This is a genomic window from Pseudomonas indica NBRC 103045, from assembly GCF_002091635.1.
In the GTDB taxonomy this organism is placed as follows: Bacteria; Pseudomonadota; Gammaproteobacteria; order Pseudomonadales; family Pseudomonadaceae; genus Pseudomonas_M; species Pseudomonas_M indica.
This window is the reverse complement of sequence record NZ_BDAC01000006.1, coordinates 79,551-94,994: the sequence shown is the minus strand read 5'-3', so window position 1 is coordinate 94,994 and position 15,444 is coordinate 79,551. Positions and strand designations below refer to the sequence as shown.

General features: G+C 65.0%; 12 protein-coding genes. All 12 read left to right on the top strand.

The features are described 5' to 3' along the window. The first annotated feature begins 27 nt into the window (after nt 1-27). The 12 genes from gluQRS to PIN01S_RS09400 all read left to right on the top strand — a co-directional run bounded on the left by gluQRS (nt 28) and on the right by PIN01S_RS09400 (nt 15,436). A complete protein-coding gene (gene gluQRS, locus PIN01S_RS09450) occupies nt 28-915 on the top strand; it encodes a tRNA glutamyl-Q(34) synthetase GluQRS (protein ID WP_084335411.1) in 888 nt (295 codons plus the stop codon). Nucleotides 916-989: 74 nt separating this feature from the next. After that, complete coding sequence (locus PIN01S_RS26275; protein WP_003095129.1) at nt 990-1,166, top strand: hypothetical protein; 177 nt, start codon at nt 990-992, stop codon at nt 1,164-1,166. Then, entirely contained in the window at nt 1,150-4,104 is a 2,955-nt protein-coding gene (locus tag PIN01S_RS09445) for a sensor histidine kinase (RefSeq protein ID WP_084335410.1), read from the top strand. The genes PIN01S_RS26275 and PIN01S_RS09445 overlap by 17 nt, the downstream gene beginning before the upstream one ends. Nucleotides 4,105-4,127: 23 nt before the next feature. Next, entirely contained in the window at nt 4,128-5,546 is a 1,419-nt protein-coding gene (locus PIN01S_RS09440) for a sigma-54-dependent transcriptional regulator (protein WP_084335409.1), read from the top strand. A gap of 681 nt (nt 5,547-6,227) precedes the next feature. Next, nucleotides 6,228-7,631: a polynucleotide adenylyltransferase PcnB gene (locus PIN01S_RS09435; protein WP_084335408.1), complete on the top strand. Its 1,404-nt coding sequence runs from the start codon at nt 6,228-6,230 to the stop codon at nt 7,629-7,631. 2 nt (nt 7,632-7,633) lie between these two features. Then, complete coding sequence (gene folK, locus PIN01S_RS09430) at nt 7,634-8,116, top strand: 2-amino-4-hydroxy-6-hydroxymethyldihydropteridine diphosphokinase (protein WP_084335407.1); 483 nt, start codon at nt 7,634-7,636, stop codon at nt 8,114-8,116. A gap of 134 nt (nt 8,117-8,250) precedes the next feature. Further along, complete coding sequence (gene panB, locus PIN01S_RS09425) at nt 8,251-9,051, top strand: 3-methyl-2-oxobutanoate hydroxymethyltransferase (RefSeq protein WP_084335406.1); 801 nt, start codon at nt 8,251-8,253, stop codon at nt 9,049-9,051. Beyond that, the gene (panC, locus tag PIN01S_RS09420) at nt 9,048-9,908 is read left to right on the top strand and encodes a pantoate--beta-alanine ligase (protein WP_084335405.1); all 861 of its coding nucleotides are present in this window, start codon (nt 9,048-9,050) and stop codon (nt 9,906-9,908) included. Before panB ends, panC begins: the two co-directional genes overlap by 4 nt. A gap of 152 nt (nt 9,909-10,060) precedes the next feature. Next, nucleotides 10,061-10,441, top strand: coding sequence for an aspartate 1-decarboxylase (panD, locus tag PIN01S_RS09415; protein ID WP_084335404.1), 381 nt, complete (start codon nt 10,061-10,063; stop codon nt 10,439-10,441). Nucleotides 10,442-10,530: 89 nt separating this feature from the next. Beyond that, nucleotides 10,531-12,195, top strand: coding sequence for a glucose-6-phosphate isomerase (gene pgi, locus PIN01S_RS09410; protein WP_084335403.1), 1,665 nt, complete (start codon nt 10,531-10,533; stop codon nt 12,193-12,195). A 247-nt stretch (nt 12,196-12,442) separates the two neighbouring features. Further along, nucleotides 12,443-14,380: an acetate--CoA ligase gene (acs, locus tag PIN01S_RS09405; RefSeq protein ID WP_084335402.1), complete on the top strand. Its 1,938-nt coding sequence runs from the start codon at nt 12,443-12,445 to the stop codon at nt 14,378-14,380. Between the two features lie 177 nt (nt 14,381-14,557). Beyond that, nucleotides 14,558-15,436 (top strand): oxygenase MpaB family protein, encoded by an 879-nt coding sequence (locus tag PIN01S_RS09400; protein WP_084335401.1) that lies wholly within the window; start codon nt 14,558-14,560, stop codon nt 15,434-15,436. The last annotated feature ends 8 nt before the right edge of the window (nt 15,437-15,444 follow it).

Sequence of the window (15,444 nt, the reverse complement as noted above, 5' to 3'; positions counted from 1 at the left end):
CCCGTTTCATTTGCGCGCTTCATCCCCATGAATGCTCCCGCCTATGTCGGCCGTTTCGCGCCCACGCCGAGCGGCTACCTGCATTTCGGCTCGCTGGTCGCGGCACTCGCCTCCTACCTGGATGCGCGCGCCGTTGGCGGACGCTGGCTGCTGCGCATGGAAGACCTCGATCCGCCCCGCGAAATGCCCGGTGCCCAGGACGCCATCCTGCATGCACTGGAAAGCTACGGTTTCGAATGGGACGGCGAGCTGGTCCGACAGAGCGAACGGCATGATCGTTATGCCGAGGTCATCGACCGACTCATCGAACGCGGCCTGGCCTATGCCTGTACCTGTTCGCGCAAACAACTGGAGGGCCATGGCGGCGTCTATCCGGGAACCTGCCGCGACGCCGGGCATGACCGGCACGACGCGGCCATCCGCCTGCGCGTGCCCGACCGCGAATACGCCTTCGTCGATCGTGTGCAGGGCGAATTCCACCAGCACCTCGGACGAGACGTCGGCGACTTCGTGATCCGCCGCCGCGACGGCCTCTATGCCTACCAGCTCGCAGTGGTACTGGACGATGGCTGGCAAGGCGTCACCGACGTGGTACGCGGCGCCGATCTGCTCGACTCCACCCCGCGCCAGCTCTACCTGCAGGAAGTGCTCGGCCTGCCCCATCCACGCTACCTGCACGTGCCGCTGATCATCCAGCCGGACGGCCACAAGCTGGGCAAGTCCTACCGCTCTCCACCGCTCGCCGCGGACCAGGCCAGCCCGCTGCTGCTCCGCGCACTGCGTGCCCTCGGGCAGCAGCCGCCGGCGGATCTGGAGGGCAGCCTGCCCGGAGCGGTGCTCGCCTGGGGCATCGCCCACTGGGACGCCACGCGGATTCCGCGCAGCCGCACCCTGGCCGAAGCGCAGTTGCGTTGATGCCGTCAAGACTCGCCAAGCCGCGGCGCAGCGCTTATAACTGACAGCCTGCTGTTCGAGGCTTGCCGCTCAATATGTACATCTACCGACTGGTCCTGCTCCTGGTAGTGGGGATCTATCTGTTTTCCCCCGCCATCATGGATTGGTGGATCGACCCCAATGGCGCCTGGTATCGGCCCTATCTGCTGTGGCTGATCCTGATCGTGGTGACCTTCATTCTCCAGAGTCAACGCGATGCAGACGAGCTTTAGCCTTAGCCAGCTGATCCTGATCAGCGCCGCCTATCTGCTCGCCCTGTTCGGCGTCGCCTGGGTCAGCGAGCGTGGGTTGATCCCTCGCTGGATCATCCGCCATCCGCTGACCTACACCCTGTCGCTCGGGGTCTACGCCAGTGCCTGGGCGTTCTACGGCACCGTCGGCCTGGCCTACCAGTACGGCTACGGCTTCCTCGCCAGTTACCTCGGCGTATCCGGCGCCTTCCTGCTGGCCCCGGTGCTGCTCTACCCGATCCTGCGCATCACCCGCACCTACCAGTTGTCGTCCCTGGCGGACCTATTCGCCTTCCGCTTCCGCAGCACCTGGGCCGGCGCGCTGACCACGCTGTTCATGCTGATCGGCGTGCTGCCGTTGCTGGCGCTGCAGATCCAGGCGGTGGCCGACGCCATCGGCATCCTCACCCGGGAGCCGGTACAGGAGCGCGTCGCCCTGGCCTTCTGCGGCCTGATCACCTTGTTCACCATTCTCTTCGGTGCGCGCCACATCGCCACCCGGGAGAAGCATGAGGGACTGGTGTTCGCCATCGCCTTCGAATCGGTGGTCAAGCTGGTCGCCATCGGCGGGATCGGCCTCTACGCCCTGTACCACGTGTTCGGCGGGCCGAAGGAACTGGAAATCTGGCTGCTGCAGAACCAGACGGTGCTCTCGGCGCTGCACACCCCGTTGCAGGAAGGTCCCTGGCGCACCCTGCTGCTGGTGTTCTTCGCCTCGGCCTTGGTGATGCCGCACATGTACCACATGACCTTCACCGAGAACCTCAACCCGCGCGCCATGGTCAGCGCCAGTTGGGGCCTGCCGCTGTTCCTGCTGCTGATGAGCCTGGCTGTGCCGGTGATTCTCTGGGCCGGCCTGAAACTCGGTACCGCCACCAATCCCGAATACTTCACCCTCGGCCTGGGCATCACCGTACACAGCGAACCGCTGGCGCTGCTCGCCTACGTCGGCGGGCTTTCGGCGTCCAGCGGGGTGATCATTGTCACCACCCTGGCGTTGTCCGGGATGGCGCTCAATCATCTGGTACTGCCGCTCTACCAGCCACCGGCCGAAGGCAACATCTACCGCTGGCTGAAATGGACCCGCCGTGCGCTGATCGTCACCGTGATCATGGCCGGCTATGCCTTCTACCTGATGCTCGGCGCCGAGCAGGACCTGGCCAACCTGGGCATCGTCGCCTTCGTCGCCACCCTGCAGTTCCTCCCCGGCGTGCTGTCGGTGCTGTACTGGCCCACGGCGAACCGGCGCGGCTTCGTCGCCGGCCTGCTGTGCGGTGTCAGCGTGTGGCTGGTGACCATGCTGTTACCGCTGATCGGTAACATCCAGGGTTTCTACCTGCCGTTCTTCGACCTCATCTATGTGCTCGACGACACCAGTTGGCACCTGGCGGCCATCGCCTCGCTGGCGGCCAACGTCCTGGTATTCACCCTGGTCTCGCTGTTCACCGAGGCCAGCCCGGAGGAAAAGAGCGCCGCCGAAGCCTGCGCCGTGGACAACGTGCGCCGCCCGCAACGCCGCGAACTGATCGCCGCCTCGCCGCAGGAATTCGCCGCCCAACTGGCCAAGCCGCTGGGTGCCAAGACCGCCCAGCGCGAGGTCGAGCAGGCCATGCGCGATCTCCACCTGCCGTTCGATGAACGTCGCCCCTATGCCCTGCGCCGTCTGCGCGACCGCATCGAAGCCAACCTCTCCGGCCTGATGGGCCCAAGCGTGGCCCAGGACATCGTGGAAACCTTCCTGCCCTATAAATCCGGCAGCGAAGGCTATGTCACCGAAGACATCCACTTCATCGAAAGCCGCCTGGAGGACTACCACTCGCGCCTCACCGGCCTGGCCGCCGAGCTGGATGCCCTGCGCCGTTACCACCGGCAGACGTTGCAGGAATTGCCGATGGGCGTTTGCTCGCTGGCCAAGGACCAGGAAATCCTGATGTGGAACAAGGCCATGGAAGAACTGACCGGCATCCCCGCGCTGCGCGTAGTGGGTTCGCGGCTGTCGGCCATCGCCGAGCCCTGGAAAGGACTGCTGGAAGACTTCATCAACCTGCCCGACGAACACCTGCATAAGCACCGCCTGCCGCTGGACGGCCAGACCCGCTGGCTCAACCTGCACAAGGCGGCGATCGACGAGCCGCTGGCGCCGGGCAACAGCGGCCTGGTGGTGCTGGTCGAGGACCTCACGGAAACCCAGTCCCTGGAGGACAAGCTGATCCACTCCGAGCGCCTCGCCAGTATCGGCCGCCTCGCCGCCGGGGTGGCCCACGAGATCGGCAATCCGATCACCGGCATCGCCTGCCTGGCGCAGAACCTGCGCGAAGAGCGCGAAGACGATGCGGAACTGAGTGAGATCAGCAGCCAGATCATCGAGCAGACCAAGCGCGTCTCGCGCATCGTCCAGTCGTTGATGAGCTTCGCCCACGCCGGCGGCCGCCAGCAGGCGCAGGAGCCGGTGAGCCTGGCCGCCGTGGCGCAGGACGCCATCGGCCTGCTGTCGCTGAACAGGCGCAGCGTCGAGGTGCAGTTCTACAACCTCTGCGACCCCGACCATTGGGCCGAGGGCGACCCGCAGCGCCTCGCCCAGGTGCTGATCAACCTGCTGTCCAATGCCCGCGATGCGTCACCGCCCGGCGGCGCCATCCGGGTTCGCAGCGAAGCGTCCGAGCACACCGTCGACCTGATCGTCGAGGACGAAGGCAGCGGCATTCCGAAGGGCATCATGGATCGCCTGTTCGAGCCATTTTTCACCACGAAGGACCCGGGCAAAGGGACCGGCCTGGGTCTCGCGCTGGTCTATTCCATCGTGGAAGAGCATTATGGGCAAATCACCATCGACAGCCCGGCCGATCCCGAGCACCAGCGCGGCACCCGAATCCGGGTGACTCTGCCACGGCATGTCGAAGCGACGTCCGCTGTGATTTGAGACCGTCGAGAGAGCCGAATTAGATGCCACATATCCTGATCGTCGAAGACGAAACCATTATCCGCTCTGCCTTGCGCCGCCTCCTGGAGCGCAACCAGTACGAAGTCAGCGAAGCCGGCTCCGTGCAGGAAGCACAGGAACGTTTCAACATTCCCGGCTTCGATCTGATCGTCAGTGACCTGCGCCTGCCTGGCGCCCCCGGAACCGAACTCATCAAGCTGGCCCAGGGCACTCCCGTGCTGATCATGACCAGCTACGCCAGCCTGCGCTCCGCCGTCGATTCGATGAAAATGGGCGCGGTCGATTACATCGCCAAGCCGTTCGACCACGACGAAATGCTCCAGGCCGTGGCGCGCATCCTGCGCGACCGCCAGGAAGCCCGCCAGGCCTCGGCGGAACGACCGGCCGCACGCGGCGCCGAGAAGCCCGTGGAGGCGGCCAACGGCGAGATCGGTATCATCGGTTCCTGCTCGGCCATGCAGGAGCTGTACGGCAAGATCCGCAAGGTGGCGCCAACCGATTCGACTGTGCTGATCCAGGGCGAGTCGGGTACCGGCAAGGAGCTGGTGGCCCGTGCCCTGCACAACCTCTCGCGCCGGGCCAAGGCCCCGCTGATCTCGGTGAACTGCGCGGCGATCCCGGAAACCCTGATCGAGTCCGAACTCTTCGGCCATGAGAAAGGCGCCTTCACCGGTGCCAGCGCCGGCCGTGCCGGTCTGGTCGAAGCGGCCGACGGCGGCACCCTGTTCCTCGACGAAATCGGCGAATTGCCGCTGGAAGCCCAGGCCCGCCTGCTGCGCGTGTTGCAGGAAGGCGAGATCCGCCGGGTCGGTTCGGTGCAGTCGCAAAAGGTGGATGTGCGCCTGATCGCCGCCACCCACCGCGACCTCAAGACCCTGGCCAAGACCGGCCAATTCCGCGAAGACCTCTATTACCGCCTGCACGTGATCGCCCTCAAGCTCCCGGCCCTGCGCGAGCGCGGCGCCGACGTCAGCGAGATCGCCCAGGCCTTCCTCGTCCGCCAGTGCGCGCGCATGGGGCGCGGCGAACTGCGCTTCGCCCACGACGCGGAGCAGGCCATCCGCCATTACCCATGGCCGGGTAACGTGCGCGAACTGGAGAATGCCATCGAACGGGCGGTGATCCTCTGCGAAGGCTCGGAGATTTCCGCCGACCTCCTGGGTATCGATATCGAACTGGACGACCTGGACGATGAGGACTTCAGCGACAACCCGATGCAGCAGGGCACCAACGCCAGCTCCGAGCCGACCGAGGACCTGTCCCTGGAAGACTACTTCCAGCACTTCGTGCTCGAGCACCAGGACCACATGACCGAAACCGAGCTGGCCCGCAAACTGGGCATCAGCCGCAAGTGCCTGTGGGAGCGCCGTCAGCGCCTGGGCATTCCGCGCCGCAAGTCGGGAGCGGCGACCGGCTCTTGACAAGAAGTCCATGAGATAGGGCGGCCCGTGACAGGCTCAACAACTTGTTACCGCCTCAACATCTCGTAACAAAAGCCGGGTCTTACGGTAACGGAAACCCGGCTTTTTTGTGCCCTCCCGGCACACCCTGAATTACCTAAGGCTTTGATTTTAAAGGAATCATAAAAACTGGCACGGCATCTGCTTTATCTATGGCACAACAACAATAACAACGCTGAAAACCCACAATAAAAACAAGACGTATCGACTCCAGCACAACAAAAACAACAAGGCGGAGGCGCAGCTAACTGATTCTTTTGGAGAGGAGTTGCCTTCGGGCTTGCCCCGCAACCAGGCTGAGAACAATAAAACTGCCCCAAGGCAGCGCCTGAACTGGTTGGGTCACGGAATGATCATGGCATCGTCAGCGTCCAAAGCAATCCGTTTGCTATTGGTTCCCCCTCTGGGAACCTTCCCAACAGGCCAAGGCTTCGAGGGACGGGCCGGACAACAAAAACAACAGGCCCGATACCATAACAAAAACAAAGCACGCACCTACTTGGGGGGGAGCTTCGGCTCCCCCAGTAGCTTTGACACCCCGCCCCCGCTTCCTACACCATCTCCCCAGTCAATGCTAGAATTCGCGGCCATTCTGCGGCCATTTGCATTTCTGGCCGGCCAATCCCTCAAACAGTGCATCCCATGCTGAAAAAGCTGTTCCAGTCTTTCCGTTCTCCCCTGCGCCGCGCCCCGCATCCCCGCAGCACGCCCGAAGTATTGGGAAACAACCAGCACAGCCTGCGCCGCGGACAGATCAGCCGGTACGCCGTCAGCGTGGTCGAACGACTGCAGAATGCCGGATACCAGGCCTACGTGGTCGGCGGCTGCGTCCGCGACCTCTTGCTGAACTTCGAACCCAAGGACTTCGACGTCGCCACCAGCGCCACGCCCGAACAGGTTCGCGCCGAGTTCCGCAACGCCCGGGTCATTGGCCGTCGCTTCAAGCTGGTGCACGTACACTTCGGCCGCGAGATCATCGAAGTCGCTACCTTCCGCTCCCACCATCCCCAGGGCGATGAAGAGGAAGACAGCACCCAGGCCGCGCGTAACGAAAGCGGCCGGATCCTGCGCGACAACGTCTACGGCACTCTGGAAGACGACGCCCAGCGCCGCGACTTCACGATCAATGCCCTGTACTTCGACGTCAGCAACGAGCGCATCCTCGACTACGCCCACGGCGTCCATGACATTCGCAACCGCCTGATCCGCCTGATCGGCGATCCCGAGCAGCGTTACCAGGAAGATCCGGTGCGCATGCTGCGCGCGGTGCGCTTCGCCGCCAAGTTGGGCTTCGACATCGAAAAGCACAGCGCCGCGCCGATTCGCCGCCTGGCACCGATGCTTCGCGAGATTCCATCGGCCCGGCTATTCGATGAAGTGCTCAAGCTGTTCCTCTCCGGTCAGGCCGAACGCACCTTCGAACTGCTGCTGGAATACGACCTCTTCGCCCCGCTGTTCCCGGCCAGCGCCAAGGCGCTCGAACAGAACCCCGAATACGCCGGCCGACTGATCCGCCAGGCCCTGGCCAACACCGACGAGCGCATCTACCGCGGCAAGCCGGTAACGCCCGCGTTCCTCTTCGCCGCCCTGCTTTGGCCTGCCTTGCCGGCTCGCGTCGCCTACCTGCAAGGGCGTGGCATGCCGCCGATCCCGGCGATGCAGGAGGCCGCCCACGACGTCATCAGCGAACAGTGCCAGCGCACCGCCGTACCGAAGCGCTTCACCATCCCGATCCGCGAAATCTGGGACATGCAGGAGCGCCTGCCCCGCCGTAGCGGCAAACGCGCCGACCTGCTTCTGGAGAACCCGCGTTTCCGCGCTGGCTACGACTTCCTGCTGCTGCGCGAAGAAGCCGGCGAAGAGACCGATGGCCTCGGCGACTGGTGGACCGACTACCAGGACGCCAGCGACAGCGAACGCCGTAACATGATCCGCGCCCTCAACAGCAAGGACGATGGCGCCGCACCGCGCAAGCGCCGCCGTGGCGGCACCCGCCGGCGGCGTGGCGGTCCGCGCGGCGAAGGCGCCCCGAGCGCGGCGGAGTAACAATGGAACGGGTCTACATCGGCCTCGGCAGCAACCTGTCCGAACCCCTCGAGCAATTGCGCGGCGCCCTGGCCGCGCTGGGCGAACTGCCGCAAAGCCGGCTGGCCGCGACCTCTTCCTTCTATAGCAGCGATCCGTTGGGCCCTGCCGACCAGCCGCGCTACGTGAATGCCGTGGCCGCGCTGGATACCGATCTCCCTCCGCAGGCTCTGCTCGACGCACTGCAAACCATCGAACTGAACCAGGGCCGGGTACGGAAAGAAGAGCGCTGGGGGCCGCGCACGCTGGACTTGGATATCCTGCTGTTCGGCTCACGGCAGATCGACGAGCCGCGCCTGCAGGTGCCGCACTACCACATGCATGCCCGTGCCTTCGTGCTCTATCCCCTGGCGGAAATCGCCGGCGAGGAACTGGCGCTGCCGGACGGACGACGCCTGTCCGAGCTTCTGGCGGCCTGCCCGTTCGAGGGCCTGGAACGGCTCTAACGCTGTCGAACATTGGCGGTAACGCCAGTAACACGCCGGTAACACCTGCGATTGACTTCATGCCCCCCCATCGGGACTATAGGCGTCCCGTTGCCCCGTGCCGGTGCAAACCGGTGCCGATGAGGACGATTTCGATGCCAGATATCACCCTGACCACCCTGCAAAGTCTCAAGCAGAGCGGCGAGAAAATCGCCATGCTGACCTGCTACGACGCCACCTTCGCCCAGGCCGCCTGCCAGGCCGGCGTCGAAGTCCTGTTGGTGGGCGATTCCCTCGGCATGGTCCTGCAGGGGCACGACAGCACCCTGCCGGTCAGCGTCGACGAGATGGCCTATCACGTCGCCAGCGTCAAGCGCGGCAACCAGGGGGCGCTGATTCTGGTCGACCTGCCGTTCATGGCCTACGCCACCACCGAACAAGCCCTGAACAACTCCGCCCGCCTGATGCAGGCCGGCGCCCACATGGTCAAGCTGGAAGGCGCCGCCTGGCTGGCCGAGCCGATCCGCCTGCTGGCCGAGCGCGGCGTACCGGTCTGCGCGCACCTCGGCCTGACTCCCCAGGCGGTGAACATCCTCGGTGGCTATAAGGTACAAGGTCGCCAGGAGGCCCAGGCACGGCAGATGCGCGCCGACGCCATGGCCCTGGAGCAGGCCGGCGCCGCCATGCTGCTGCTGGAGTGCGTACCCAGCGAGCTGGCGGCGGAAATCGCCCAGTCGGTGAAGATTCCGGTGATCGGCATCGGTGCCGGCAACGCCACCGACGGCCAGGTGCTGGTGCTGCACGACATGCTTGGGCTGTCGCTCAGCGGTCGCACACCGAAATTCGTCAAGAACTTCATGGAGGGTCGCAGCAGCATCCAGGCTGCGATCGGCGCCTACGTCAAGGCCGTCAAGGACACCAGTTTCCCCGCCGCCGAACACGGATTCTCCGCATGAACACCGTCAAGACCGTCCGCGAACTGCGCGCCGCAGTCGCCCGCGCCCGTAGCGAAGGCAAGCGCATCGGCTTCGTGCCGACCATGGGCAACCTGCACGCCGGCCATGTCGCCCTGGTGGAGAAGGCCGGCCAGCGCGCCGACTTCGTGGTCGCCAGCATCTTCGTCAATCCGTTGCAGTTCGGCCCGACCGAGGACCTGGCGAAATACCCGCGCACTCTCACCGCCGACCAGGAAAAACTCTTCGATGCCGGCTGCCATCTGCTGTTCGCCCCCACCGTGGAAGAAATGTATCCCCACGGCATGGAAGGCCAGACCCGCGTCAGCGTGCCCGGCGTCTCCGAAGGGCTGTGCGGCGCCAGCCGTCCGGGTCACTTCGAGGGCGTCGCTACGGTGGTGACCAAGCTGTTCAACATGGTCCAACCCGACCTCGCCGTGTTCGGCCAGAAGGACTACCAGCAACTGGCGGTCATCCGCACCCTGGTGCGCGACCTCAACATGCCGATCCAGATCATCGGCGAGCCGACGGTCCGTGCCGAAGACGGCCTGGCCCTGTCGTCGCGCAATGGCTACCTGAGCGCCGAGCAACGCGCCGCCGCCCCTGCCCTGTATCGCAGCCTCAGCCGTATCGCCGAAGCCTTGCGCGCCGGCGAGTGCAACCATGCCGCCTTGGTCGCCGCCGGCCGGCTCGAACAGGAACAGGCCGGCTTCCGCCCGGATTACCTGGAAATCCGCGAGGCCAACAGCCTGCGCCCCGCCGCTGCGGAAGACCGCCAACTGGTCATCCTCACCGCCGCCTACCTGGGCGCCACCCGACTGATCGACAACTTGGCGGTAGACCTCGACCATCCGGCCTGAGAACTCCATGAGAAGCGCCGCAGACGGCCTGACCGTCTGCGATGACTTCGCCAACGGTTCGAGCCCCGATCCGTGACCTTGATCACCCTCCAGGCTTCGGGCACACTCACCCGCCGCTGTAGGCTCCACGCCAGGACACTGAGGAAAACGCCATGCACGCCATCATGCTCAAGGCCAAACTGCACCGCGCCGAAGTCACCCACGCTGTGCTCGATTACGAAGGCTCCTGTGCCATCGACGGTGAATGGCTGGACCTCGCCGGCATCCATGAGTACGAACAGATTCAGATCTACAACGTCGACAATGGCGAACGCTTCACCACCTACGCCATCCGCGGCGAAGCCGGCTCGAAGATGATCTCGGTGAACGGCGCCGCCGCGCACAAGGCGAAAGTCGGCGACCGGGTGATCATCTGCGCCTACGCCCATTACAGCGAGGCGGAACTCGCCAACTTCAAACCCCGCATGCTGTACATGTCGCCGGGGAACGAGCTGAGCCACACCAGCAATGCCATCCCGGTACAGGTGGCCTGAGCCCCCTGCCGCGCTAGACTGAAAAGCCCGGAACGTACCGGGCTTTTTGCTGTTCAAAAGGTTGCTCTGAATAAGGAAGCCGCAAGCCCATGGCGTATTATCAGCACCCGCTCGATGTCACCACCCTTTCCTCCTGGCAGCACCTCGACCAACACCGCGAGGCCATGCGCAGCTTCAGCATGCGCGAGGCGTTCCAGTCCGATTCCCGGCGCTTCGAAGACTTTTCCCTCAGCGCCTGCGGCCTGTTCCTCGACTACTCGAAAAACCTCATCAGCCGCGAAACCCGCGACCTGCTGGTCAGCCTGGCCCGCGAAGCCGGTCTGGAACAGGCGATCCGTGCGCTCTTCAAGGGCGAATGCGTGAATGCCTCCGAAGGCCGCCCAGCCCTGCACACGGCGCTGCGCCAGCCATTCGGCGACCGCCTGGAAGTCAACGGCGTCAACCTGATCCCGGAAGTCCACCGCGTGCTGCACCAGATGACCGAACTGGTCGGGCGCATCCACGACGGGCTCTGGCGCGGCTACACCGAAAAGCCCATCACCGATGTGGTGAACATCGGCATCGGCGGCTCCTTCCTCGGCCCGCAACTGGTGTCCGAAGCCCTGCTGCCCTTCGCCCAGCGCGGCGTGCGCTGCTACTACCTGGCGAACATCGACGGCAGCGAATTCCATGAGCTGTCCGCCAAGCTGCGCGCGGAAACCACGCTGTTCATCGTCTCGTCGAAATCCTTCTCGACCCTGGAGACCCTGAAGAACGCCCAGGCCGCGCGCAACTGGTACCTGGCCCAGGGCGGCTCGGAAAGCGAACTGCACCGCCACTTCATCGCCGTTTCCAGCAACACCAAGGCGGCCGTGGAGTTCGGTATCCGCGAAGAAAACATCTTCCCGATGTGGGATTGGGTCGGCGGGCGCTACTCGCTGTGGTCGGCCATCGGCCTGCCGATCGCCCTGACCATCGGCATGTCCAACTTCAAGGAACTGCTGTCCGGCGCCTACACCATGGACCAGCATTTCCTGCAGGCCCCGTTCGAGAGCAACATGCCGGTGCTGCTGGCCCTGCTCGGCGTCTGGTACGGCAACTTCTGGGGTGCCCAGAGCCATGCCATCCTGCCCTACGACCATTACCTGCGGAACATCACCAAGCACTTGCAGCAGTTGGACATGGAGTCCAACGGCAAGAGCGTGCGCCAGGACGGCAGCCCGGTGACCACCAGTACCGGCCCGGTAATCTGGGGCGGCGTCGGTTGCAACGGCCAGCACGCCTACCACCAGCTCCTGCACCAGGGCACCCCGCTGATCCCGGCGGACTTCATCGTGCCGGTGGTCAGCTACAACCCGGTGGTCGACCACCACCACTGGCTGTACGCCAACTGCCTGTCGCAGAGCCAGGCGCTGATGCTCGGCAAGACCCGCGAAGAAGCCGAGGCCGAGCTGCGTGCCAAGGGCCTGAGCGAGGACAAGGTGCAGGCCCTCGCACCGCACAAGGTCATTCCCGGCAACCGGCCGAGCAACACGCTGGTCCTGGAGCGCATCGACCCACGCCGCCTGGGCGCACTGGTGGCGCTGTACGAACACAAGGTCTTCGTGCAGAGCGTGATCTGGGGGATCAATGCCTTCGACCAATGGGGTGTGGAGCTGGGTAAGGAACTGGGCAAGGGCGTCTACCAGCGCCTCACCGGCTTCGACCAGCCCGCCGCCGAAGATGCCTCGACCCAAGGCCTGATCGACTACTTCCGCGGTCGCCATCGCGGCTGAACCCGGCAGGCAGACTTTCCCGGCGCCCCGCTGCGCCGGGAACAGCCCGGCGACACTTCTGGGTTCCCCTCTTCAGCCGCTCTGGAATGCGGCTTCCCTCCTTCCGAACAATGGCCACGGCAGTTGTCAAAGCCTGTGTGACATCCACCTTCTTTCGGGCTCCGGGCCATTCGCCAGGGGTTGAACCCGGCGGCTGCCTGGGTGCACCCTTAGGCTCACCGCGGACGGACAAAAACAAGGAACCGCCATGTTCGAGATCAGCACCCACCCGGTCGCCGATGCAGTGCGCAAGCGTGCCCACCTGGACAACGACGCCTACCAGCGTCTGTACCGGCAATCCGTCGAACGACCCGACGCCTTCTGGGGCGAGCAGGCCAAGGCCTTCCTCGACTGGTTCAAGCCCTGGGACAGCGTGCACGAAAGCAACCTGGAGCAAGGCCAGGCCAGTTGGTTCAAGGGCGGCCAGCTCAACGTCAGTTACAACTGCATCGACCGCCACTTGGAAAAGCGCGGCGAACAGATCGCCATTATCTGGGAAGGCGACAATCCCGCCGAATCCGCGCAGATCACCTACCGCAAGCTGCACAGCCACGTCTGCCGCCTGGCCAACGTGCTGAAGAGCCGTGGGGTGAAGAAAGGCGACCGCGTGTGCATCTACATGCCGATGATTCCAGAAGCCGCCTACGCCATGCTCGCCTGCACCCGCATCGGCGCCATTCACTCGGTGGTGTTCGGCGGCTTCTCGCCGGATGCGCTGCGCGACCGCATTCTCGATGCCGATTGCCGCACCGTGATCACCGCCGACGAAGGCGTGCGCGGCGGCAAGTACATCCCGCTCAAACAGAACGTCGACAAGGCCCTGCAGAGCTGCCCGGACGTCTCCACCGTGGTGGTGGTCGAGCGCACCCAGGGCAAGATCGACTGGGTCGAAGGCCGCGATCTCTGGTATCACGAAGCCCTGCACGGTGCGAGCACCGAGTGCCCGCCGGAGCCGATGGATGCGGAAGACCCGCTGTTCATCCTTTACACCTCGGGCAGTACCGGGAAGCCCAAGGGCGTGCTGCACACCACCGGCGGCTACCTGCTCAGCGCCGCCATGACCCACAAGTACGTCTTCGACTACCACGACGGGGACGTCTACTGGTGCACCGCCGACGTCGGCTGGGTTACCGGGCACAGCTATATCGTCTACGGCCCGCTGGCCAACGGCGCGACCACACTGATCTTCGAGGGCGTGCCGAACTACCCGGACACCTCGCGCTTCTGGCAGGTGATCGACAAGCATCAGGTCAACATCTTCTACACCGCCCCCACCGCCCTGCGCGCCCTGATGCGCGAAGGCGCCGGCCCGGTGGAAAAGACCTCGCGCGCCAGCCTGCGCCTGCTCGGCTCGGTCGGTGAGCCGATCAACCCGGAAGCCTGGGAGTGGTACTACCACGTGGTTGGCGAGAGCCGCTGCCCGATCGTGGACACTTGGTGGCAGACCGAAACCGGCGCGATCATGATCACCCCGCTGCCGGGAGCCACCGACCTCAAGCCGGGCTCGGCGACCCGTCCGTTCTTCGGCGTGCAGCCAGTGCTTCTCGATGAGAAGGGCCAGGAGATCGAAGGCCCTGGTTCCGGCGTGCTGGCGATCAAGGCCAGTTGGCCGAGCCAGATCCGTAGCGTCTACGGCGACCACCAGCGCATGGTGGACACCTACTTCAAGCCCTACCCCGGCTACTACTTCACCGGCGACGGCGCCCGTCGCGACGAGGATGGCTACTACTGGATCACCGGCCGCGTGGATGATGTGATCAACGTCTCCGGCCACCGAATCGGCACCGCCGAGGTGGAAAGCGCGCTGGTGCTCCACGATGCCGTCGCCGAGGCCGCGGTGGTGGGCTGCCCGCATGACGTGAAGGGGCAGTGCATCTACGCCTTCGTCACCCTCATGAGCGGTTGCGAAGTCAGTGAGGAGCTGAAGAAAGAGCTGCTGGCCCTGGTCGGCAAGGAAATCGGCAGCTTCGCCAAGCCGGACTTCCTACAGTGGGCACCCGGTCTGCCGAAGACCCGCTCCGGCAAGATCATGCGCCGAATCCTGCGCAAGATCGCCTGCAACGAGCTGGACACCCTGGGCGACACCTCGACCCTGGCCGATCCCTCGGTAGTCGACGACCTGATCGCCAACCGCTTCAACCGCTGACCGGCGCCGGCGCAATCCGGGACATCGCACCCCGGATTGCGCCGGAGGCTTATTCGGGCTACGAGGCCGATCTCGCATTCATTCGCCCAACGGCCCTCGCCCCCATCACATAGATGGCTCGCCCGCCTGGATACGGACGCGGTAGGCTGGTCGCGTCATCATCAGCACCCGACGCCCATGGAACTGCTCCGTCGCCGTATCGAAACCCAGGTCCTCAGCCTCACCGGCCTTGCCCTTGGCGGCATCGACTTCGAAGCCCCGCCTGGCGATCCCGGCCTGTTCGGCCCGGACGCGGTGTGCTGGCGAATCCACGGCGATTTCACCTCGATGCTGGTCGGCGGAATCTCCGCCCTGCTTCTGCAAGCCTTGCACCCGCTGGCACTGGCCGGCGTCTGGGATCACTCCGACTTTCGCGAGGACATGCTTGGCCGCCTGCGCCGCACCGGCCAGTTCATATCCGGCACCACCTACGGCTGTCGCGCCGATGCCGAACGCCTGATCGCGCGGGTCCGGTGTATCCATGAAAGCATCACCGGCACCGCCCCGGACGGCCGCCCCTATGCCGCCAGCGACCCCGATCTACTGACCTGGGTGCATGTCGCCGAAGTCAGCAGCTTCCTGAAATCGCACCTGCGCTACCTCAACCCGAATCTCTCCGGCGAGGAGCAGGACCGCTATTTCGCCGAAACGGCCCTGATTGCGGAGCGACTCGGCGCTCGCGACGTGCCACGTTCCCGGCAGGCAGTCGCCGATTACCTGGAAGCCATGCGCCCACAGTTGCTCTGCGACGAACGGACCCGGGAAATCGTGAGGATTCTGCTGGAGGCGCCGGCACCCAGCCTGCTGGCCAAACCATTCGGCGCCCTGATGATGCAGGCCGGGATCGACCTGTTGCCCGAATGGGCCGCGGAAATGCTGGAACTGCCGCTCGGTGAGAATCGCCGACGCTGGATTCGCGCCGGCGTGCAGCACAGCGCCCCCTTGTTGCGTTGGGCGGTCTGCAATGGTTCGGTGCATCGCGCCCGACGGCGCATGGGGTTGCCCTCGAAGGGTTGAGCCCGGCC